Below are 22,212 nucleotides of genomic sequence, written 5' to 3'. Positions count from 1 at the left end.
CCATTCCTTGTCGGGTCCGACCCGGTAAAGAGGCGCTGGGGGCGATCCGACGCTACTCAAACGGTTCGATGTTTCGCCAGAGCGAACGCCGCGAACGCCGCGAACGGCTTGAGCGCGAGGAGGCGGTCGGCCCGACGCCGACCCGGACGCCGACGCAGGCGTACCGTCGCCCCATGCTTCTCTGGCTCAACGGCCCCTTCGGTGGCGGCAAGACGCAGACCGCGTTCGAGATCCAGCGGCGGCTGCCCGGGAGCGTGGTGTGCGACCCGGAGTACGTCGGGTTCGGGCTGCACCGGATGCTGCCGCCCGCGTTGCGCGGTGACTTCCAGGATCTGCCCGTGTGGCGGCAGGCGGTGTACGACGTGCTCGACCTGGCGCTGGCCAAGCACGAGGGGACGGTGATCGTTCCGATGACGGTCGTCGAGCCCGCGTACTTCCAGGAGACCGTCGGCCGGCTGCGTGAACGGGGTCACGACGTACGGCACTTCGCGCTGCTCGCCGACCGGCGCACCGTGTTGAAGCGGCTGCGCGAGCGCGGGCTCGGGCATGTCGTGCGGGTCGTCGGCGGGCGGGACGCCCCGCTGCGGCGCGAGAGCTTCGCCGTCTCGAAGCTCGACCTGTGCCTGGAGCGGCTGCGGGAGCCGGAGTTCGCCGAGCAGATGTGGACGGATCACGTCTCCGTCGCCCGGAGCGCCGACCGGATCGCGGCGTCCGCGGGGCTCACCCTCGCACCGAACACGGACAGTGCCGTGCGGGGGCGGCTCCGGCGGGCTTGGACCGGGGTCAAGCACATGCGGTTCGACTGAGGTGACCGAGGTGACCGAGGTGACCGAGGCGGCGGGTCGGGCGGGGAGCAAGGGGAGAGGCAGAGCCCGGGGGCGGGGCGATCCACCCCCGGGCCCTCCGGACTACCGGCGGCCCAGCGCCCGCTTCAGCCGCTTGCCGGACGGCGACTCGTCCATCGTCTTCCACAGCTTCGCCGAGCTGGTGGACGTGTAGACGCCGGGAGCGCCCTGGTCGCCGCAGCCGTCGCCGTAGGAGACGACGCCGATCTGGATCGGGTCCTGGCGGCCGGGCACGGTGCGGAAGATGGGGCCGCCGCTGTCGCCCTGGCAGGAGTCCTTGCCCTCCACTCCGGCGCAGAAGTTGACCTTGGAGTGGTAGCTGTTGTAGCTGACCCTGCACTCGTTGTGGGAGAGGATCGGCACCTTCACCTGGCGGAGGCGGTCCGGGGTGTGGGTCATCGCGGTGTCCGTGTTGCCCCAGCCCGCGACGGTCGCCTTCTGGCCGGGGCGGAGCAGCGAGTCGGTGCCCTGGGTGGGCAGCTTGACCGGGCTGATGCCGCGGACCGGCTTGTCGAGCTGGATGAAGGCGACGTCGTACGCCTCCTGGCCCTTGAGGTAGCGGGGGTGGACGACGATGCTGCCCCGGCTGCCGGTGCCCTTCGTCCTGGCGTTGCGTATCTGGCCCTGCCCGCTCTTGGAGAGGACCGTGCGGCCGACGGCGACCTGCACGGTCTTCGCCTTGACCGGCTTGCCCGCGTCGTCGACGAGGCAGTGCGCGGCGGTCATGACGACGTCCGGCGCGATGAGGCTGCCGCCGCAGAACTGGCGGTCGAAGGCGCTGCCGGAGCCCTTCTCCAGGACGGCCACCATGAACGGGTAGGCGTCGTTGGGGACTTCGGTGCCGCCGATGATCGCGTTGGCGGCGGGCGCGCTGGTCGCCACCAGCGCGAGTGCGGTCGCGGCCGTCGCGGAGGCGAGGGCGGCGCGGGACGTGCGGGGTGCGCGGCTCGTGCGGCTCGTGCTGGTCGTGTCGTCGGCCGGGCGGGCGGTGCGAGAAGGAAAGGAAAGTCTCATGGGGGTTGAATTTCTCTTTCGGTGGATGTGTTGAGTTGTGCGGCGCCTTCTGGATCGCCTTGTCGAGCCGGTGCCGGATCGGCGTGCGGGCCGGTACGAGATCGGCGTGCGGGCCGGTACGGGGCCGGCATACGCGGAGATTCGGGCGCCGATGAGTGAGAGGGCGTGGTGCGGGGGCGGGTTCACCCCCGCGTGCGGATCTTTCAGTCAACGGTCCGCTCAAGTCGGATAGTTCGGGCATGTCGCCCCGATCGGCAGGCCCGCCCGCAAATTTGTGCGGAGGTTCTGGGGAGGTGTGGCGATCGTCCGGTGCGCCCGCCCGCGTGCCCCGGTGACCTGCCCCCTCCGCCCCGAGTTCCGCTCGCCGCCCCGGGAACCGCTCCCGCCCCTCCTCGCGTCGTTCTGATGCCTGACGGATGGGCGTGCGGGGTGCGGCGGGGCGAGTGGGGCGAGGGATTCCGTTGGCGGGATGTCGTCACTCGAAGGGGCTGCCTGCAAAGCGAGTTGGTTCGCGGTTGCATACGTCAACGTATCGGTGCGCCCTCGGTCTGACGTCGGAACCAAGGGTCCCGTATCGCGTGTGAATAACGATGAACCGTGTGAGCTTCGCGATCCATAACGCGCCTTGAGGGCCTTATGTGCTGCTGATACGGTGCGATGGCTTGACACCGCGCCTGGGGCTGACGGGCCGATGGAACCCCGGCCGAGGCGTATGCGAGTCGCATGCGGGTGTCTCAAATGACGGATTTTTCTGGGTCGTACGGGGAGCGGTTGCGTGAAGATCCAAGAGCGTACGGGGGCGGGCAACAACCGTTCCGCCGTGTCGGCTCCGGCAGGGGTCGGTGAGCGCCTTCCCACTGCGCCTCGCGAGCGCAAACCGGCGTTGGCCGCTCTGGCCGTCCTGCTCATCCTGGCCGGCGCGCTCGGCGCGACGGTGCTCGTGCTGCGCGCGGGCGACCGCATCGAGGTCGTCAAGGTGGTCAAGGAGATCCCCGCGGGGGAGTCCCCCAAGGCGAACGTGAACATCAAGCCCGTCATGGTCGCCGAGGACTCCGGCATCAAGTACGTGAAGTGGAGCGCTCGGGCCACGCTGGAGAAGTACAAGGCCAAGAGCACGATTCCCGCGGGATCGGTCGCCGTGGGCCAGATGTTCGCCGCGAAGGAGGGCCTGCCCAGCGGCAAGGCCACCGTCGGCCTCTCCCTCAAGGAAGGCCAGTACCCGGCCAACATCAGGATGGGCGACACCGTCGCCGTCTACCGCGTGGCCGGCAACGGCTCCTCGAACTCCCGCGACGACAAGGGCTCCAGCGGAGGCAGCACCGCCGGCCGGACCCCGATCGTCCCCGACGCCCTCGTCAGCACCAAGATCGAGAAGAGCGACTCCACGATCAGCACCGGCAACCTGAGCATCACGCTCCTCGTGGACAGGGACGACGCCGCAGCCGTCACCAACGCCGCGACGCTGGGCGAGGCCGCCGTCGTGATCGTCCCCGCCGACGCCAACTAGAGGGCGGGCACACGACACCATGGCCCTCATCGCCCTCGCCGCCGACAAAGGCTCCCCCGGCGTCACCACCGCGGCCGTCGCACTCGCCGCGGTGTGGCCCCGGCGGGTCCTGGTCGCGGAGACCGACCCCGCGGGCGGCGACCTCGTCTACCGCAGCGCCGCCGCGCACGGCGGCCCGCTCAACCCGAACACCGGCATGCTGTCCATCGCGGCGACCGCGCGCCGAGGTCTCGTACCGGACCAACTGTGGGATCACGCCCAGCCGTTGTCCGGCGGACTCGAAGTGCTCGTCGGGCTCGGCACGTCCGAGCAGGCCGCCGGGCTCGTCGGGATCTGGCCGACGCTCGGGCGCGCCTTCGCGCAGCTCGCCGACTCACCGAACGCCCCGGCCGACGTCATAGCCGACTGCGGACGCATCGCCGGTGACAGCCCCGCGATCGAGCTGTTCCCGCACGCCAACCTGGTCCTGCTGATCTCGCGTACGGAGCCGGAGGCCATCGCCCGCGTACGGGACCGGGCCGCCGCCCTGTCCGCGAAGCTGCACGGCGGACCGCGCGGCGCCGCCACCCTCGCCACCCCGCTCATCGGCGTCGTCCTGATCGCCGACCCGGGCAACTCCGGCAAACTGGTGCACCAGGTCAACGAGATGCTGATGGCCGCGCAGACCGGCGCCCGCGTCGTCGGCACCCTCGCCGACGACCCGGCGGGCGCCGACCAGCTGGCCGGACGCAAGCGCGGCCGCCTCGACAAGTCGATGCTGATCCGGTCGGCCCGCAAGGTGACCGTCGACCTGTACCAGCAGTACGGCGCGGCCTGGGCGAATCCGGCCGCAGGCCCGGCCGCGGGCCCGACGGCGGGTGCCGGGCGATGAGCGCCGTCGACCACCAGCTGGTGAAGCGGTTCCGGCAGGACGCCGGTGACCGCATCGCCGAGCAGCGCCGCCTCGACCAGGTCTCCGGCGTCACGCCGATGACCAGCGAGGACGAGCGGCAGTACGCCCGCGCCGTGATCGCGCAGATCCTGGAGGAGTACGCCCGCGGGGAGATCAACGCCGGGCGCACCCCGCTGGACGCCGAGACCGAGGAGCAGTACGCGGCCGCCGTGCACGCCGCGCTCTTCGGCGTCGGCCGCCTCCAGCCGCTCCTGGACGACCCCGAGGTCGAGAACATCGACATCAACGGCTGCGACCAGGTCTTCGTCGGGTACGCCGACGGGCGCGAGGCCAAGGCCGAGCCGGTCGCCGAGACCGACGAGGAGCTGATCGAGCTCATCCAGATCCTCGGCGCCTACTCGGGTCTGTCGTCGCGGCCCTTCGACTCCGCGAACCCCCAGCTCGACCTGCGCCTGCCCGACGGCTCCCGGCTCTCGGCCGTGATGGACGTGGCCCGGCGGCCCGCCCTGTCGATCCGACGCGCGCGCATGGGCAAGGTGTTCATGTCCGACCTGGTCGGGAACGGCACGCTCACCCCGGACGTCGCGCACTTCCTGGCCTGCGCCGTGCGGGCCCGCAAGAACATCATGATCGCCGGGGCCACGAACGCCGGGAAGACCACGCTGCTTCGCGCCCTCGCCAACGAGATCCCGCCGCACGAGCGCCTCATCACCGTCGAGCGCGCCCTGGAGCTCGGCCTCGACACCTTCACCGACCTGCACCCCAACGTGGTGGCGTTCGAGGAGCGGCTGCCCAACTCCGAGGGGCAGGGCCAGATATCGATGGCGGAGCTGGTCCGCCGGTCGCTGCGCATGAACCCCTCCCGCGTCATCGTCGGTGAGGTCCTCGGCGACGAGATCGTGACCATGCTGAACGCGATGTCCCAGGGCAACGACGGCTCGCTGTCCACGATCCACGCCAACAGCTCCAGCGAGGTCTTCAACAGGATCTCGACGTACGCGCTCCAGGCCGCCGAGCGGCTGCCCATCGAGGCCAGCCAGATGCTCGTCGCGGGCGCCGTGAACTTCGTCGTCTTCATCCAGCGGCGCAACAACTACCAGACCGGCGGCAAGCTCCAGCGCATGGTGACCTCCGTCCGCGAGGTCAACGGCGTCGACGGGCGCGTGCTCTCCAGCGAGGTCTTCGCGGAGGCGCCGGACGGCCGGATCGTGCCGCACGCGCCGATCGCCTGCATGGACGACCTCGCCGCATTCGGCTACCGGCCCGCCGGGCAATGGGGGTGAGCACGACATGAACGCACTCGGCTCCATGGGCGGCGTCTTCTCGCTGCCCGTCCTCTACGGCCTCGCCTGCGGTGTCGCCGTCGGCGGCGGCCTCGCGCTGCTGCTCGTCGCGATCCGCGGCCTGCCCGCCAAGCCGGCCCACGAGAAGCAGCGCGCCAGCCAGCGGATGAGCGAGCTCGTCCGCTTCGTCGGGCGGCGCGGCTCCCTCGCCATCGGCGTCGGCCTCGTCGTGCTGCTGCTCACGCGCTGGGCGGTGGCCGGCATCGCATCCGGCGTCCTCGTCTTCTTCTGGGACAAGCTGTTCGGCGGCGCCGCCGAGGAGCGGCTGCAGATGAAGCGGGTCGAGGCGCTGGCCGCCTGGACCGAGTCGCTGCGCGACACCATCGCGGGCGCGGTCGGCCTGGAGCAGGCCATCCCGGCGTCCGCGCGGGCCGCGGCGCCCGTCCTGCGGCCGCACCTGGACGCCCTCGTCGACCGGCTGCGGGCGCGCACCCCGCTGCCCGAGGCCCTGCAGGTCCTCGCCGACGAGATCGACGACGCCTCGGCCGACATCATCGTCGCGGCGCTCATCCTCAACGCCAAGCTGCGCGGCCCCGGCCTGCGCCAGGTCCTCGGCGCGCTCGCCAAGTCGGCGCGCGAGGAGGTCGACATGCGCCAGCGCGTGATGGCGCAGCGTGCCTCGACCCGGCGCTCGGTGCAGATCGTCGTCGCCGTCTCCATCGCCTTCGTACTCGGACTCTCGATCTTCAACCGCGAGTTCGTGTCCCCGTACAGCACGCCCGTCGGGCAGCTCGTGCTCGCCTGCGTGTGCGGTCTGTTCGCGCTCGGCTTCTGGTGGCTGCGCAAGCTGTCGACGGTCGAGACGCCGGACCGTTTCCTCGTCCGTGACGAGCCGGGCGTGCAGTTCGTACGTCCCCGGGGCCCTGGCGGTACGCCGCTGCCCGGCGCCGTGGGCCCCGAGGGCGCGCCCGGTCAGCAGCCGCTGCCGCCGCACGCCCACTCCACCGAGGGGGTACGCCGGTGAACCTGACCATGCCGATCGTCATCGGCGCGACGCTGGGCCTCGGCATCTTCGCCCTCGTCCGCGCGCTGATGCCGACCAAGCGGAGCGCGGTCGCCACCGTCGCCCGGATCGACGCGATGCGGGCGCGCGGCGCGGCGTACGAGTCCTCGCGCCGCACCGCGGACGCCGAGGACACCGGGCGGCTCGGCTCCCTGCGCGCCCGGGTGGGCGCGCGGGCCGCCGAGTTCTACGTACAGCAGGGCTGGGAGCTCAGGTCGCTGCGGGCCGACCTGGCGGTGCTCGACCGGAGCTGGGAGAAGTTCCTGGCGACGAAGGTGCTGCTCGCGGCCACCGGCATCTTCTTCGGCCCGTTCCTGTTCGCGGTCATCTGGACCCTCGGCTTCGGCCGCAGCCCCATCATCCCGGTGTGGCTCGCGCTGATGTTCGGGGTGCTGTTCTTCTTCCTGCCGGACCTGGAAGTGCGCAGGGACGCGCAGGAGAAGCGGCGTGACCTGCGACGCGTCATCGGTGCCTATCTGGACCTGGTCTCCATGAGCCTCGCGGGCGGCCGCGGTCTGCCCGAGGCGCTGATGGCGGCGGCCGAGGTGTCCGACGGCTGGGCGACGCAACGCATCCGCAACGCCCTGGCGGACGCCCGGATCACCGGCATCAGCCAGTGGCAGGCGCTCGGCTCGCTCGGCGAGCAGCTGGGCGTCGAAGAGCTCAAGGACCTCTCCGCGTCGCTCGCCCTGGTCGCGGACGACGGCGCGAAGGTGCGCGAATCGCTCGCCTCCCGCGCCGAGACGATGCGCCACCGCGAGCTGGCCGAGATCGAGGGCAGCGCGGGCGAGAAGTCACAGTCGATGTTGGTGGCACAGCTGTTGCTGTGTGCGGGATTCCTGGTGTTCCTCATCTTTCCGGCGGCGATGCGCGTGTTCCAGGCCTGAACCCCGGAGCCCAGCGACGGGCAAGACGTCGCGGGCGACGGGGAAATACGTCGAACGACACTCCACAGACCCGTACATCCCCCCACACACACTGTTTTTCGAGAGGACAACTCACCATGAACGGACGGAACTTCAGCACCGGCATCCCGGCGGTCGACTTCCTCGTGACCTTCCTGCAGGGCCGCGTGCAGCGCGCCCGCTCCGGCGAGCTCGACCGCGGCGCGTCCGCGGTCGAGTGGGTGATCATCTCGGCGGTCGTCGTGGCGATCGTCGGCGTGGTCGCCGCGATCATCAACAACGCGCTCAAGGGCGGCGCCGACAAGGTCAGCGACTGCATCGAGGGCGCCGACGCCAGCAAGACCTGCTGAGCGGACGGCTGCAGCGGACATGAAGGACGACGGGGGCGGGAGCGGCCGAGGGGTGAACCGTGACCGGATGCCGGGATTTCGTGCGCCGAAGAGTGGAGGCCGCCTCCACCCGGGGCGAATCCGGCATGACAGCGATCGAGTTCGTGCTGCTCACCCCGGTCCTCTTCTTCCTGATCTTCGCGACGGTGCAGTTCGCGCTGTACTTCTTCGCGGACCACGTGGCCCAGGCCGCGGCCCAGGCGGGCGCGCGCAAGGCCCGCGCCACGGCCGACGAGAACCCGGGCGGCTGGCGGGGCGAGGCGACCGACGTCGTCGACGCCTACATCCGCCAGCTCGGCCCGAAGCTCGTCCTCGGCCCCGACGTGCAGACGCTCCAGCCGGAGCAGAACACGGTCGGCGTGGAGATCACGGCCGACGTGCCGTCGGTGTTCCCCGGGCTCGACCTGAAGGTGCACGCGCAGTCGTCGGGGCCGGTGGAACGGTTCGTCGAGGAGGAGGGGTGATGCGGGGGGTGCGGGTGCGGGTGCGGTGTGTGGGGCTCGGGAGACGGGTCCTTGCGGCGGGCCGGGGGCGCGCGGACGACCGGCGGTGCTTGGACGAGCGGGGGCGCTCGGACGGCCGGGGGTGTTCGGACGAGCAGGGGCGCTTGGACGACCGGGGGCTTTCGACCGTCGAAGTCGTCATCCTGGCGCCGGTGATGATCCTCTTCATCCTGGTCCTCGTGGCCTTCGGGCAGCTCGTCGACGGCCGGGGGGCCATCGACGGGGCGGCCCGTGACGCCGCCCGCGCGGGCTCCATCCAGAAGGACCAGGGCACGGCGATGGCCGAGGCGCGCAAGGCGGCCAAGGCGGACCTGGAGGACGTCTGCTCGGGGCCCGTGCACGTCGTCCAGAAGAGCGCGGGCTTCGAGCCGGACACGCTCTTCACGGTCGAGGTGAGCTGCGAGGTGCGGGGCCTGGAGATGCTCGGCCTCGACATCCCGACCACGCTGGAGGCGAGCTTCAGCTCGCCGCTGGACCCGTACCGGAGGTCGGCGTGAACGCGGCACGCGCGCGGGTGCGCGCCGTGGTCGACGCCCGCCGGGCGCGCCTGGACGACCGGGGCTCGGGCGCGGGCGCCGTCATCGTCTTCGCCCTGGTCTTCCTCACCCTGTCCGCGTTCGTGATCGACGGCGGCCTGTCCATCTCCAAGCGCGAACGCGCCGCCGACATCGCCGAACAGGCCGCCCGGTACGCCGCGCAGGACCTCGACACCGAGGGCTTGTACGAGGGTGCGGAGGGCGCCCCCATCAACTACGAGAACTGCGACGCCCGGGTCAAGAAGTTCGCCCGGGAGATGGGCCTGACGGGCCCCGACGTGGCCGCCACCCACTGCGTCACCGCCACCGCCGAACAGGTCGAGGTCGAGGTCGAGATGACCTACAGCCCGGTGTTCACCGGGATGTTCTTCGGCGGCGACGTGACGGTGCACGGGCGGGCGGCGGCGGAGAACGAGGTCGGTTAGGCGGCTGCCGAGCCGGTGGCCGCGGAGCCGTCGGCCGCGGCGGCAGGCGGCCGCCGAGAGTTATCCACAGGCCCTGCCAGGGCCTCGGCACCTTCCGTAACATCGCCAAGTACGAACCCACACAGCCCGTACAGAGCCCGTACAGCCCACCCAGCCATCCAGCCCACACAAGGATCAGGACCAGGACACCCGCCATGGCGCGACGAACCACCCCAAGCTCGACGGGTCCGCGGAACCGGACGCCTCAGCCCCTGCCGGGGCGTCGGCGCTCGGCAGGGGACTTCGTCAAGGCGTTCCTCGCCTTCGTGGCCCTCGCCGCGCTGGTCGTCGGCGTGCCCGGCGCGCTCGCCTACTTCGTGGGGTGGCCGCTGCCCGGTGGGGCGCCGTCCATGGACTGGCTCCAGCAGGAGATCACCGTCGGCACGTTCATCAACGTGCTGACCGTGGTGGTCTGGCTGGCGTGGGCCCAGTTCACCGCGTGCGTGCTCGTGGAGGTGAAGGCGGCGCTGTCGGGCGTCGGGATGCCGGGGCGGGTGCCGGGGGCCGGGGCGAGCCAGCTGCTCGCGCGCCAACTCGTCGCCGCGCTGCTGCTCGTGGGCGCGACGGCGGCCAGCTTCGCGCCGGGGCTCTCGCAGTTCGGGCAGTCCCTGGAAGGCAACCAGAAGCCGGCCGCGGCCACCGCGCAGCAGACGCCGGGCGTCCTCGGCCAGGACCAGCAGTCCGCCGCGGCCAGTGCCGCGGGCGCCCTCGCCGAACAGGCGGGCCAAGCCGCGGCCCAGGCGGGCACGGGCCAGGACGGGGACACGAAGTTCTACCGGATCCAGCCGCCGGAGGGGCGCCACCACGACTCGCTCTGGGAGATAGCCGAGCGCCACCTGGGAGACGGGCGGCGGTACAAGGAGATCTACCAGCTCAACAAGGACCGCGAGCAGCCCGACGGTTCGCGGCTGTCCGAGGCCAGTCTGATCCGGCCCGGCTGGATCATGGAGATGCCCGCCGACGCGCACGGCGGCGAGCTGGTGCAGATGCCCGACGAGGCCCCCAAGGTGTCCGAGGAGGTCCGCGAACAGATCTCGGACTACGCGAAGACCGGGGACCAGCGGCAGGGCGGCGGCGCGCAGGAGGGCGGCGCCGACCGGCAGGGTGGCGCTGACCGGCAGGGCGGCGGGGGTTCCGTCGACCAGGACACGGCGCACATCACGATCCCCGAGCAGCGGCCGGACGGCGGTGCGCGGCAGGACGGACAGGGCGGACAGGACGGACAGGACAGGCAGGGCGGCGAGGGCGGCAAGGACACCGGCCGGGAGAGCGGTACGCCCGCCGCGGACGGGGCCGACGACTCCGGCTTCGGGCTGCCCGAAGCGCTCATCGGGGCGCCGCTGCTCGCCGCCGGACTGCTCGGTGCCCTCGGCCGCCGCCGACGGCAGACGCTGTGGCAGTCCGCGATGGGCGCCGTCGGCCTGCGCCGCGGCATGGAGCCGCCGACGCCGACCGGCAGCGCCGCCGACGCCCAGGACGCGCTGCTCGTCGGCGCCGACCCCGAGGGCGTACGGCTGCTCGACCGCTCGCTGCGCGGGCTCGCCGCCGCGCTGACGCAGGAGTCCCGCCCGCTGCCGACGGTGTACGCGGCCTGGCTCAGCAACGGCGATCTGCACCTCCAGCTCGCCCAGGCCGCCGGACGGCCGCCCGCGCCCTGGCAGCCCGGCCAGGACGAGACGTTCTGGACGCTCGCCCGCGCGGACGCCGAGCGGTACGGGGACGTGGACGCCGCCGCGCCCTACCCGGGCCTGGTCTGCCTCGGCACCATGGACGGCTCGCGTCTGCTGCTCAACCTGGAGGCCGTGCCCGGCATCGTGTCGCTCGGCGGCAGCCGGGCCGACCGGGCGGCCGTGTTCGCGTCCGTCGCCGCCGAACTGGCCACCAACGGCTGGTCGGACCGCATGACCATCACCCTCGTCGGCTTCGGCGACGACCTCACGGCGCTCGCGCCGAACCGGCTGCGGTACCTGGAGGACGTCGAGGCGCTCATCGAGACGATGGACGCCGAGACCCGGCAGCGGCGCGGCGCGCTCGGCGCCGCCGGGCACGACTCCGTGCTCACCGGGCGCACGGGCCCCGCCCAGCACACCCGTTGGGCCCCGCACCTGGTCCTGCTCGCGGACGGGCCGAACCCCGAGGACGCCGTCAAGCTCGCCGAGCTGGCCGCCGACGCGAGCCGTCTCGGCATCGGCTACTTGGTCGGCTCCGAGACCGGTGAACTGCCCGGCGCCGCCTGGGAGATGAAGGTCACCGGCGAGGGCAAGCTGCTCGCCCCGCTGCTCGGCCTCGAACTCGACGCCCAGCTCCTGCCGGACGCGCTGCGGCGCGCCGTCGTCGAGCTGTTCGTCGCGGCCGACCCGCGCCCCGAGGGCGGCGGCGACGGCTCCGACGGCGGGGCCGCGGCCCCGCCGCCGTTCCTCGTCGACGTCAGCGAGCAGGGGCGGCCCGCGGTGTACGCGCGGCTCGTCGGCAGTTACGAGATCATCGGCCTGGAGACGCCCGACGGCGAGCGCAGCCCGCTCCTGCACGAGGCGCTCGCGCTGCTCCTGCTCCACCGGGAGGGCGTGCACCCGCGCGTGCTCGCCTCCGCGCTGTGGCCGCGCGGCGTCACCGAAGACGTGCGGGACGCCCTCGTCGACCGGTTGCGGGACTGGCTCGGCAGCGAGCCCGACGGTTCGCCCCGGCTGCGCGTCGACGCGAGCGGGCGCCTCACCCTCGCCAAGTCGGTCGTGTCCGACCTGGACGTCCTGCGGTCGCTCTACCACGAGGCGACGCAGGGCCGGGGGGCCGGCAACCGTGCCGTGCGCGGGCGGATGCTCACCGACGCGCTCGTCCTCGTCCGGGGTCCGCTGCTCGCCGACCGGGCCGAAGGGCGGTACGGGTGGCTCACCCACGAGATCATCGACGCCCAGCTGCCGTTGCTCGTCGCCGACATCGGGCTCGCCCTGTCCGAGTTCCACCTGGAGAAGGACCGGGCCGAGAAGGCCATCGAGGCGCTGAACGCGGCGCTCGGCTCCGCGCCGGGCGACGAGCGGCTCTGGAACGAGCTGCTGCGTGCCACCCATGCCGTGGGGGAGCCCGCGCGGCTCCAGGCCCTCGCCGCGGACCTGGTCGCCCGGAGCGGGGCCCGCGGGGTTCCTCCCCGGACGGAGGCGCTCCTCGACGAGCTGCTGCCGGGGTGGCGGGCGGGGATTGCTTCCGCCGTATGAGGCTGCTCGCGTGGGCGCGTCGACCAGGTGGCCCGGCCCCGTCGGACTCGGCGCGCCCCCGGCGGCAGCCCCCGCCGCCGCTTCGCGGCAACCCCCGCCCCCCGCCGTCGCGTCGCGGCGGCCTCTCCCGCCCGCCCCTTGCTGTGGGACCCGGGTTCCCCGGGAGCCCTCGCCCCCCCCAGGGCGAACCCGCCCCCCACCCCGCCCCAGGCGCCCCGCCTCCCCAAGCGAAACTGTCATCCGAGACCGACCCCGGCTGCCCCCCCCCGGATCACCGGGTGGCGCAGGGTGAACGGGTGGGCGGGTGGCAGGATCCGCCGCGGTAGCGGCGGTACCACCCACCGGCCCGTACCCCTCACGTCCCCCGACCCGAAGCGGAGCGCACCGTGCAGCAGACCCTGATCGTCGTGGGGGCCGTCCTCTGGGGCGCCGCCGCGGGCGTGCTGCTGCCGCGCGCCGCGTACCGGTTCTCCGTCCCGCCGGGGGAGCCGTGGCAGACCCGCTGCCCGAGCGGCGAGCACGAGGTCAAGGGCTGGCTCGGCCCCTGGCCGGACGGCTGCGGGAACGAGGGCTACCGCAAGGTCCGCGCCCTGCTGCTCGCCCTCGTCACCGCAGCGGCCTGCGCCGCCCTCGCCACGGCCACCGGCCCCCGCCCGGAACTCGTCGTGTGGCTGCTCCTCACACCCCCCGCCGTCGTCCTCGCGGCCGTCGACTTCGCCGTGATGCGGCTGCCGGACGTCCTGACCCTGCCGATGGGCGCGGCCGCCCTCGCCCTGCTCGGCGTGGCCGCCGTCCTGCCGGAGCAGGGCGGCTCCTGGACGACCGCGGCGCTCGGCGCGCTCGTCCTGAGCGGCGGTTACTTCGTGCTGTTCCTGATCAATCCGAACGGCATGGCGTTCGGCGACGTGAAGCTCGCGGTGGCGCTGGGCGCCGTCCTCGGCTGGTACGGCTGGGGCGTCCTGCTCCTGGGCACGTTCGCGGGCTTCGTCCTCGCGGGCGTGTACGGCGGCTGGCTCGTCGCCGTGCGCAGGGCGGGCCGCAGGACGGCGATCGCGTTCGGTCCGTTCCTGCTCGGCGGCACCTTCGCGGGGCTGCTGCTCGGGGCGTACACGGCCTAGCCCCCGCACCGCAAGAGACCCAGGGGCCTGGCGTACGCTGAAGAGGATCTGTCCGCCCATCTGGACCTTACGAAAGGGACGCCCGGTGACCGAGAAGGCCGACCTTCAGTCCGTTCTCGACCGCGCCGCCGCCGGTGGACGGATCAGCGCCGAAGAGGCGCTCGACCTGTACCGCGACGCCCCGCTGCACGCGCTCGGCGCCGCCGCCGACGCCGTACGCCGCCGTCGCTACGCGGGCACCGAGCACATCGCGACGTACATCATCGAGCGGAACATCAACTACACGAACGTCTGTGTGACGGCGTGCAAGTTCTGCGCGTTCTACGCCGCCCCGAAGGACACCAAGAAGGGCTGGACCCGCGACCTCGACGACATCCTGCGCCGCTGCGCGGAGACCGTCGAGCTGGGCGGCACCCAGATCATGTTCCAGGGCGGCCACCACCCGGACTTCGGCGTCGAGTACTACGAGCACCACTTCAGCGCCATCAAGAAGGACTTCCCGCAGCTGGTCATCCACTCCCTCGGCGCGTCCGAGGTCGAGCACATGGCCCGGATCTCCAAGGTCTCCGTCGAGGAGGCGATCCAGCGGATCAACGCCGCCGGGCTCGACTCCTTCGCGGGCGCCGGCGCCGAGCTGCTGCCCGAGCGCCCCCGCAAGGCCATCGCCCCGCTCAAGGAGTCCGGCGAGCGCTGGCTGGAGATCATGGAGACGGCGCACGGCCTCGGCGTCGAGTCGACGTCCACGATGCTGATGGGCACCGGCGAGACCAACGCCGAGCGCATCGAGCACCTGCGCATGATCCGCGACGTACAGGACCGGACCGGCGGCTTCCGCGCCTTCATCCCGTACACGTACCAGCCCGAGAACAACCACCTCAAGGGTCGCACCCAGGCCTCGATCTTCGAGTACCTGCGCATGATCGCGATCGCCCGGATCTTCCTCGACAACGTCGCGCACATCCAGGGCTCCTGGCTCACCACCGGCAAGGAGGCGGGCCAGCTCACCCTGCACTACGGAGCGGACGACCTCGGCTCGGTCATGCTGGAGGAGAACGTGGTCTCCTCCGCCGGTGCCAAGCACCGCTCCAACCTGCGCGAGATGATCGACATGATCCGGACGGCGGACCGCGTCCCCGCCCAGCGCGCCACGACGTACGAGCACCTCGTCGTCCACGACGACCCGGCGGACGACCCCGTCGACGACCGCGTCGCCTCGCACATCTCCTCCACGGCCATCGAGGGCGGCACGGCCCACCCGGAGCTCAAGCTCCTGGCCGCGAACTAGCCGACCGGCCCCGCTTTGCTGACAGTTCACCGGGTGCGCGGGGTCGCGGCCGACGACGGCACGGTCGCCCCCGGGCACGCCGTCGTCGTCGACGGCTCCCGCTTCGCGGCGATCGGTCCGTACGAGGAACTCCTCGCGGAGTACGGCCAGCGGGCCCGCGTCCGCGACTGGGGCGACGGGATCCTCACCCCCGGCCGCTTCGAGCCCGACGCCGTCGCCCTCCTGGAGTCCGCGTACTGGCCCGACCCCCGCGAGGCCGACACCCTCGGCACCGACCCCCTGACCGGCCCCGCCCTCGCCGCCCTGGACATGACGGACACCCGCTGGGGCGCGAGCGCGAGGCGGGGCCTGCAACGCCTGCTCGCGACCGGCACCACGGCCCTGGCGGGCCCGTTCACCCACCCCGCGGTCCGCACGGCGGTGACCCGCTCCGGGATCATGGTCATCACGGGCCCGCCTCCACAGCCCCGCCTGGCCCCGGGAGCTCAAGCCGGCTTCGCGATCCTCGCGGACGACGAGACATGCCTGGCCACGTCCATCGAAGGCCGCCTGGTCTTCAGGCGCCGCTGAGCGCAGGCCTGCCAAGGGGGCGCGGGGAACTGCGCGAGCGACCACAGACAACCCGCGGACGAAGCCCCCGGCCAGGGACCAGGCCCACCCTGACACAATGGTCCCCGTGACCCGAGCCTCCTTGGACAAGCAGCCGCACGAAGTCGCCTCGATGTTCGACGACGTGGCGGAACGGTACGACCTGACCAACGACGTGATCTCGCTCGGCCAGGCCCGCCTCTGGCGCAAGGCGGTCGCACAGGCGGTCGACGCGCGGCCCGCGCAGAAGATCCTCGACCTCGCCGCGGGTACCGCCACCTCCTCGCAGCCCTTCGCGCAGGCGGGCGCGTACGTCGTGCCCTGCGACTTCTCGCTCGGCATGCTGAGCGTCGGCAAGCAGCGGCACCCGTGGATGCCGTTCACCGCGGGCGACGCGATGAAGCTGCCGTTCAAGGACGACACCTTCGACGCCGTCACGATCTCCTTCGGCCTGCGCAACGTCCAGGACACCGACGCCGCGCTGCGCGAGATGTACCGGGTGACGCGGCCCGGCGGCCGCGTCGTCATCTGTGAGTTCTCCGAGCCGACGTGGGGCCCGTTCCGCACGGTCTACATCGAGTACTTGATGCGCGCGCTGCCGCCCGTCGCGCGCACCGTCTGCTCCAACCCGGACGCGTACGTCTACCTCGCCGAGTCCATCCGCACCTGGCCCAACCAGCCCGAACTCGCCGCCCTTTTGCAGGGCGCGGGCTGGTCGAAGGTGGCCTACCGCAACCTCACGGGCGGAGTGGTCGCGCTGCACCGGGGGTTCAAGCCGAACTAGCCTCTCCGCCGGAGAGTTGACGGGAACCGTTCGCCGGAGAAGATGTGTCAGTTGATATGTCCTGGCCACTTGCCGTGGCCGGGACGTGACGGTCGGCACACGCCGATCACGTCCCCTGATGCATCTCCCCATAACGGAGCATTCCGATGGCGTCGAACTGCCCCGACTGCGGGGCTCCAGCTCCCGACGAGGCCCGCTTCTGCATGAGATGCGGGCGCGAACGCCCACCGGTTCAGGAGCAGGAGCCCGAGGACGCGGTGCCGTCCGAGGCCCCCTCCGAGGCCCCCTCCGACGAAGCCGTCAGCACCGAAGAGGCCAACAAGCCCGTCGACACGGGCAAGCCCGTCGACACGGGCAAGCCCGTCGACACGGGCAAGCCCGTCGACACGGGCAAGCCCGTCAACACCGATAAGGCCAGCAAGGCCGATAAGGCTGGCAAGGTCGATAAGGTCGGCAAGGTCGGCAAGGCCGAGGGGCCCGTCAGCACCGACAAGGTGCCCGCGGACGACGAGCGACCCGCAGCACCCGAAGCCCCGACTCACCCCGCGACCCTGGTGGTTCCCCCAGCCCCGGAGTCGCCCGCTCCCGCGGCCACCCCCGCTCCGGCCGCCCCGGCGCCCCCGGCCGCACCTCCGCCCCCGGCCGCCACTCCCGCTCCCGCGGCCCCTCCGCACACCCCGCCTCCGCCCGCCCCGCCCGTGGGGCCCGTCGTGCCCTCGCCCGTGGGTGCCTTCATCGGGCGGGCCGCGCGCGGCGACTGGGCCGGGGCCGCGCAGGCCGCGCTGTGGCCGCTCGCGCTGCTGCTGCTCACCGCCGCGGGGTGCGCGATCCCCACGTACGGCCAGGACGGCGATGACGTCGTCGGTTTCACTGACCGGCTGCGGATCTCGCTCGCGACGGCGCTCCAGGCCGTGGGCGGCGACGTGACGCTGAGCGGCCGCGAGGAGCGGGGCTTCGACGGCTCGTCCTCGTACCGGTCGTCGGAGTCCGCGATCGACGGCACCGTGTCGGTGCACCTGGTCCCGCTGACGGTCACGGCGCTGTTCGTCGTCGCGCTGCTCATCGGCGTACGCGTCCTCCACAACCGGCTGCGGCGGCGCGCCGCCGCGTACGGGACGGGCGGTCCCGGTACGACGGCCGGGCTCGAAGCGGCCGTTCGTGTGGGCGTGTTGACGGCTCTGGGCGTCCTGGTGCTCGGACTGTTCGCGCAGCCGGAGATCCGGGACGTGGAGGTGTCGTCGGCTCCGTTCCTCGCGATGCTCGGCGCGCTCGGGCTCGCCCTGGTCGTGTCCGCCGCGGTCCTGCACCGCGACGACCTCGCCCACTGGCTGGCCGTGCGCCCCGGCGCGCAGTCGTTCGTGCGCGCCGCCGGTGTGACCGTGCGCGCACTCGCGATCGTCCTCGTCCTCGCCTCCGCCGTCGGCTACTTCGCCTTCACCCAGATCCCCGATCTGACCGAGGCGTCCGACGCGCGCGACTCCGGCGTCTCGCCGTACCTCGTCGCGCTGCTCGTGCTGCCGAACCTCGGCATCGCGGCGCTCGGTGTCGGCTGGGGCGCGCCCCTTGAGGCGGAGGCGGACGGGCGGCGCTCGGCGTACGGCGACAACTCCGAGAGTCATTCGTTCGCACTCTCCGAGCTCGGTGACCTGTTCAACTCCGGTGCGGTCGTGGGTGCGTTGGCCCTCGGTCTGGCATGCGCGCTGACGATCGGTGTGCTCGCCGCCCGCCGGTGCGCGGGCCGGGGCGAGCAGATCCTCGCCGGGGGCCTCTTCTTCGGCCTGTACCTGCTGCTCGCCGCGATCGGCGGCTTCGGCGTGGAGACGTCGGCGAAGGAGGTCGGGTACGGCGGTGACTCCGCCACGGCCGGAATCGAAGGCGGCGTGAGCATGCCGGACGTGCTGCTCTTCGGGCTGCTGTGGGTGGCCGGCGGGCTGGTCCTCGGGCCGCTGCTCGCGGCGATGGCCGGGCAGGGCGGCGGGGTGGGCGGGCCGCCGAACCCGCCAGGGCCGCCGTCCGGTTCCGGCGGAGTGCCTGGCTCCGGTGGGCAGTTCGGCTCCGGCGGGATCGGGGGTCCGGGTGGCGGTGCGGCCGGTGGTGCGGCCGGTGTTCCGGGTGGCGGTCCGGGCGCCGGTGCGGGGCCCGTTCCCGATCCGCACGCCGCGCCGACCCAGAGCGGCATCCCGACCCCGGCGCCACCGGCCCCGGGCACCCCGCCCCACGGCACCCCGCCCCACGGCGCCGCCCCCACCCCGTACGACCCCCACGCCTTCCGGATCGGCCACCCGGGCGCACCCGGGAACGGCCCGGGCGGGCCGCGCGGGCGGACGGGCGTCTGGGTGGCCACGCTCGTCGGCGCCCTCGTCATCGGCGGCGGCACCGCGGCCGGGCTGCTGATCTGGCAGGACGACGACGGCGGCAAAGCCGACGCCAAGGGCAAGGACGACAGCCCGGGCGTCAGCCGCACCGACGAGCCCGTCACGCCGCCCGGTTCGCAGGAGCCGACCGGCGACCCCGTCGGTCCCTCGACGCCCGATCCGACGACGGACACCGGTGGCACCGCAGGGACCACGGCGGGGAGTTCGGCCGGGAGCACGGGCGGCGGGTCGGACGACAGCGCCGACGACGCCCCCGTGCCCGCGGGTTCGCAGCGGGTGACCGACGTGAAGGGCTTCTCGTTCGCCGTGCCCGACGGCTGGTCCCGCGAGCGTGGCGACAACCCGACCCAGGTCACGTACGCCGGCCTGACGGGCCCGGAGAACTTCCAGATCGGCGTCATCGACAACGCCGACTACACCTCGTACGGGAACATGAAGAACATGGAGGCGCACGCCAAGAAGGACCCGGACAAGTCGGACTACCGGCGCCTCCGCCTGGAGGACACCACCTTCCGGGGGCGCCCGGCCGCGGTCTGGGAGTACACGTACAAGGACCGGGCGGACCGCACGATCCACGCGCTCAACCACAGCTACATCGCGGCCAACGGCACCGAGTACGCCCTCCAGCTCTCCTGGCGCGAGGACTTCTGGCCCGCCGGGCACGGCGCGAAGACGCACCAGACGGCGCTGGACACCTGGCACCTCACGGGATAGGCCCCGGTGCGCGGGGGAGCGGCCCCCGGAGAAGCCCCCGGTGCACGGGGATCGAGGCGGCGCACGCCCTGGGCGCGCGCCGCCTCAGGCGCTTCCGGTGCCCCGGGCCTGTCCGGGTGCCTCAGGTGCTTCCGGTGCCCCGGACCCGTCCGGGTGCCTCAGGCGCTTCCGGTGCCCCGGACCCGTCCCGGTGCCTCAGCCGCTCCCCACGCTGCCGACCCCCACCTCAGGCTGCCCCGGCACGTCCGGCGGTCCCGGCTCCTCCAGCTCCCGCCGCAGTCCGCCGCCCGGCGGTCCGGGGTGGCGCGGTTCGCGCACGCCCGCGCCGCCCCCGCCCTCGTGCGGCCCCACGTCGAACCACACCGTCACGACGGCTCCGCGCGGGACCTCGGCGCCGGGCGGTGGGTACTGGCGTACGACGTAGTCGAGTACCAGGTCGTGGAAGCCGGGCCGGTCAGGGGCCGCGAGCAGCACACCGTGCGCGGTGGCCCGCTCGCGCGCGTCCATCGCCATCAGCCCCACGAGGTGCGGTACGCGCACTTCCGGCGGCCCGGCGGACCCGGGTGTATTCGGCACAGGCGTCACCCCCCAGCGGTATGGGCAGGGTAACTCCGGCACGCCCGAGGGCAACCCGCCCGGCCGGGACCGCCGTCCTCGCGGCTCCTCCCGGCCGGGGCCCGGGCGCGCTACAGCGAGAGTCGGTAGCAGTAGGCCGTCACGCCCGTGCTGGGCGACGTGAACGTCTCCGCGCGCTCCATGCCGAGGCGGTGCGCGACCGCCATGGACCGCTCGTTGCGTATGTCGATCATCGCGACCACCGACCGCACGCCCGCCGCCCGCACCCGCTCCAGGGTCGCGCGGGCCGCCGCCGTGGCGTAGCCGTGTCCCCACGCCGCGCGCGTGAGCCGCCAGCCGATCTCGATCTCACCCGTCGGCCCCCAGGTGCGGGGCCACGGCATGGCACCGGCGAAGCCCACCGGCTCGCCCTCGGGGTCCAGCAACGTCCACAGGCAGAAGCCCAGTTCCGCGTCGTGTCTGCGCTGGCGCGCGGTCAGCTCCTCGTACGTGGAGCGCTCCGAGCTCCAGCCGCCGACGAACTGCATGACCTCCGGGTCGTCGAAGAGGCGGTGCCAGACGAAGGCGTCCTCGTCGGTCGGGACGCGCAGCCGGACGGCCGGGCCCGGGGCGGGCATTCCGTTCCTGGGGCTCGCGTCGTTCCCGGGGCGCGCGTCGGCCATGGGGCCCGCTTCGCTCACGTCGCTCACATCGCTCACAAGTGGCCCTTCGCCTGGTTGATCGGTACCGCCTCATAGACTGCCCATATCCCGTGCCGGTCGGCACACAGATTTCGAGCCTTGGGGAGAACCCGCCGTGACCGAGCCCCTCTCCGAACACACCGCTGACGTCATCGTCGTCGGGGCCGGGCCAGCCGGTTCGACCACGGCGTACTACCTGGCGAAGGCCGGCCTCGACGTACTCCTCCTCGAAAAGACCGCGTTCCCGCGGGAGAAGGTCTGTGGCGACGGGCTCACGCCCCGCGCCACCAAGCAGCTCGTGTCGATGGGCATCGACATCTCCGAAGAGGCGGGCTGGCTGCGGAACAAGGGCCTCCGCATCATCGGCGGTGGCGTACGCCTCCAACTGGATTGGCCGGATCTCGCCTCTTACCCGGACTACGGCCTGGTCCGCAAGCGCGACGACTTCGACGAGCAGCTGGCCCGGCAGGCGCAGAAGGCGGGCGCGCGGCTGCACGAGCGCTGCAACGTGGGCGCCCCGATCATCGACGACCGCACCGGCCGCATCACCGGCGTGCACGCCAAGCTCGGCGAGGACAAGACGCCGGTGACCTTCCACGCGCCGCTGGTCGTGGCCGCGGACGGCAACTCCACCCGGCTCTCCCTCGCGATGGGCCTGCACCGCCGCGAGGACCGCCCGATGGGTGTCGCGGTGCGGACGTACTTCACCTCGCCGCGCCACGACGACGACTATCTGGAGTCCTGGCTGGAGCTGTGGGACCGCCGCGGTGCCCAGGACCGGCTCCTGCCCGGCTACGGCTGGATCTTCGGCATGGGCGACGGTACGTCGAATGTCGGCCTCGGCGTCCTGAACACCTCGTCCGCCTTCAAGGAACTCGACTGGCGCGAGATCCTCAAGGCCTGGTGCGCCTCGATGCCCGAGGACTGGGGCTACACCCCCGAGAACATGACGATGCCCATCCGCGGCGCCGCCCTGCCGATGGCCTTCAACCGCCAGCCGCACTACACCAAGGGCCTGCTGCTCGTCGGCGACGCGGGCGGCCTCGTCAACCCGTTCAACGGCGAGGGCATCGCGTACGCCATGGAGTCCGGCCAGATCGCGGCCGACGTCATCGTGCAGGCCCAGGCCCGCGCCACGCCCGCCCAGCGCGAACTGGCGCTCCAGGACTACCCGAAGACGCTCAAGGAGGTCTACGGCGGCTACTACACGCTCGGCCGCGCCTTCGTGAAGCTCATCGGCAACCCGAAGGTCATGAAGATCGCCACCCAGCGGGGCCTCACCCACCCGATGCTGATGAAGTTCACCCTCAAGATGCTGGCGAACCTCACGGACCCGCGGGGCGGCGACGCGATGGACCGCATCATCAACGGCCTCAGCAAGGTAGCCCCCAAGGCTTAGCCCCACGGCTTGGCTCCCACGGCTTGGCTCTCACGGCTTAAAGGCGGCCCCAAGGCCCCTTAGGCGCCGCCGCGGCGGGGATG

The 22,212-nt window shown here is 72.7% G+C and carries 20 protein-coding genes; 17 read left to right on the top strand and 3 right to left on the bottom strand.

Annotation, left to right across the window (positions count from 1 at the left end; all coding sequences use genetic code 11):
* Positions 1–173: 173 nt before the first annotated feature.
* The gene (locus tag QUY26_RS16035) at positions 174–806 is read left to right on the top strand and encodes an AAA family ATPase (RefSeq protein ID WP_289947182.1); all 633 of its coding nucleotides are present in this window, start codon (positions 174–176) and stop codon (positions 804–806) included.
* A 102-nt stretch (positions 807–908) separates the two neighbouring features.
* Here QUY26_RS16035 and QUY26_RS16030 read toward each other — a convergent pair whose 3' ends face one another.
* A complete protein-coding gene (locus QUY26_RS16030) occupies positions 909–1,859 on the bottom strand; it encodes a S1 family peptidase (protein WP_289947180.1) in 951 nt (316 codons plus the stop codon).
* Positions 1,860–2,634: 775 nt separating this feature from the next.
* Between QUY26_RS16030 and QUY26_RS16025 the strand changes: the two genes are divergently transcribed.
* The 15 genes from QUY26_RS16025 to QUY26_RS15955 all read left to right on the top strand — a co-directional run bounded on the left by QUY26_RS16025 (position 2,635) and on the right by QUY26_RS15955 (position 19,474).
* Complete coding sequence (locus QUY26_RS16025; RefSeq protein ID WP_289947178.1) at positions 2,635–3,366, top strand: hypothetical protein; 732 nt, start codon at positions 2,635–2,637, stop codon at positions 3,364–3,366.
* Between the two features lie 19 nt (positions 3,367–3,385).
* Positions 3,386–4,237, top strand: a complete 852-nt coding sequence (locus QUY26_RS16020; protein ID WP_289947177.1) for a hypothetical protein — start codon at positions 3,386–3,388, stop codon at positions 4,235–4,237.
* Entirely contained in the window at positions 4,234–5,541 is a 1,308-nt protein-coding gene (locus QUY26_RS16015; protein ID WP_289947176.1) for a CpaF family protein, read from the top strand. Before QUY26_RS16020 ends, QUY26_RS16015 begins: the two co-directional genes overlap by 4 nt.
* Positions 5,542–5,548: 7 nt before the next feature.
* Complete coding sequence (locus QUY26_RS16010) at positions 5,549–6,565, top strand: type II secretion system F family protein (RefSeq protein WP_289947174.1); 1,017 nt, start codon at positions 5,549–5,551, stop codon at positions 6,563–6,565.
* Positions 6,562–7,491 carry a type II secretion system F family protein gene (locus QUY26_RS16005; protein WP_289947172.1) on the top strand — a complete coding sequence of 310 codons (930 nt, stop codon included), beginning with the start codon at positions 6,562–6,564 and terminating at the stop codon, positions 7,489–7,491. The genes QUY26_RS16010 and QUY26_RS16005 overlap by 4 nt, the downstream gene beginning before the upstream one ends.
* 116 nt (positions 7,492–7,607) lie before the next feature.
* Complete coding sequence (locus QUY26_RS16000) at positions 7,608–7,859, top strand: hypothetical protein (RefSeq protein ID WP_030363318.1); 252 nt, start codon at positions 7,608–7,610, stop codon at positions 7,857–7,859.
* Positions 7,860–7,984: 125 nt separating this feature from the next.
* Positions 7,985–8,362 carry a TadE family protein gene (locus QUY26_RS15995; protein WP_289947169.1) on the top strand — a complete coding sequence of 126 codons (378 nt, stop codon included), beginning with the start codon at positions 7,985–7,987 and terminating at the stop codon, positions 8,360–8,362.
* Positions 8,363–8,505: 143 nt separating this feature from the next.
* Entirely contained in the window at positions 8,506–8,898 is a 393-nt protein-coding gene (locus QUY26_RS15990; RefSeq protein WP_289947167.1) for a TadE/TadG family type IV pilus assembly protein, read from the top strand.
* Complete coding sequence (locus QUY26_RS15985) at positions 8,895–9,362, top strand: pilus assembly protein TadG-related protein (protein WP_289947165.1); 468 nt, start codon at positions 8,895–8,897, stop codon at positions 9,360–9,362. The genes QUY26_RS15990 and QUY26_RS15985 overlap by 4 nt, the downstream gene beginning before the upstream one ends.
* Before the next feature lie 194 nt (positions 9,363–9,556).
* Positions 9,557–12,610, top strand: coding sequence for a BTAD domain-containing putative transcriptional regulator (locus QUY26_RS15980; protein ID WP_289947163.1), 3,054 nt, complete (start codon positions 9,557–9,559; stop codon positions 12,608–12,610).
* 386 nt (positions 12,611–12,996) lie between these two features.
* The gene (locus QUY26_RS15975) at positions 12,997–13,728 is read left to right on the top strand and encodes a prepilin peptidase (RefSeq protein ID WP_289947162.1); all 732 of its coding nucleotides are present in this window, start codon (positions 12,997–12,999) and stop codon (positions 13,726–13,728) included.
* A gap of 85 nt (positions 13,729–13,813) precedes the next feature.
* A complete protein-coding gene (gene mqnC / locus QUY26_RS15970) occupies positions 13,814–15,013 on the top strand; it encodes a cyclic dehypoxanthinyl futalosine synthase (protein ID WP_289947161.1) in 1,200 nt (399 codons plus the stop codon).
* 15 nt (positions 15,014–15,028) lie between these two features.
* Positions 15,029–15,583, top strand: a complete 555-nt coding sequence (locus QUY26_RS15965) for an imidazolonepropionase-like domain-containing protein (RefSeq protein ID WP_436840341.1) — start codon at positions 15,029–15,031, stop codon at positions 15,581–15,583.
* 106 nt (positions 15,584–15,689) lie between these two features.
* Entirely contained in the window at positions 15,690–16,385 is a 696-nt protein-coding gene (locus QUY26_RS15960; RefSeq protein WP_289947157.1) for a demethylmenaquinone methyltransferase, read from the top strand.
* A gap of 146 nt (positions 16,386–16,531) precedes the next feature.
* Entirely contained in the window at positions 16,532–19,474 is a 2,943-nt protein-coding gene (locus tag QUY26_RS15955) for a zinc-ribbon domain-containing protein (protein WP_289947155.1), read from the top strand.
* Between the two features lie 195 nt (positions 19,475–19,669).
* Here QUY26_RS15955 and QUY26_RS15950 read toward each other — a convergent pair whose 3' ends face one another.
* On the bottom strand, positions 19,670–19,987 hold the full coding sequence (locus QUY26_RS15950) for a PASTA domain-containing protein (RefSeq protein ID WP_289955751.1): 318 nt from the start codon (positions 19,985–19,987) through the stop codon (positions 19,670–19,672).
* Between the two features lie 173 nt (positions 19,988–20,160).
* Positions 20,161–20,712: a GNAT family N-acetyltransferase gene (locus QUY26_RS15945; RefSeq protein ID WP_436840509.1), complete on the bottom strand. Its 552-nt coding sequence runs from the start codon at positions 20,710–20,712 to the stop codon at positions 20,161–20,163.
* Between the two features lie 133 nt (positions 20,713–20,845).
* Here QUY26_RS15945 and QUY26_RS15940 point away from each other — a divergent pair, with 133 nt between their 5' ends.
* Positions 20,846–22,129 (top strand): geranylgeranyl reductase family protein, encoded by a 1,284-nt coding sequence (locus QUY26_RS15940; protein WP_289947153.1) that lies wholly within the window; start codon positions 20,846–20,848, stop codon positions 22,127–22,129.
* Positions 22,130–22,212: the final 83 nt, after the last annotated feature.

Origin of the sequence: Streptomyces flavofungini (genome assembly GCF_030388665.1) — a bacterium.
GTDB classification, from domain to species: domain Bacteria; phylum Actinomycetota; class Actinomycetes; order Streptomycetales; family Streptomycetaceae; genus Streptomyces; species Streptomyces flavofungini_A.
Note: the sequence above shows the minus strand (reverse complement) of the source record. Positions and strands in the feature narration are given on the sequence as shown.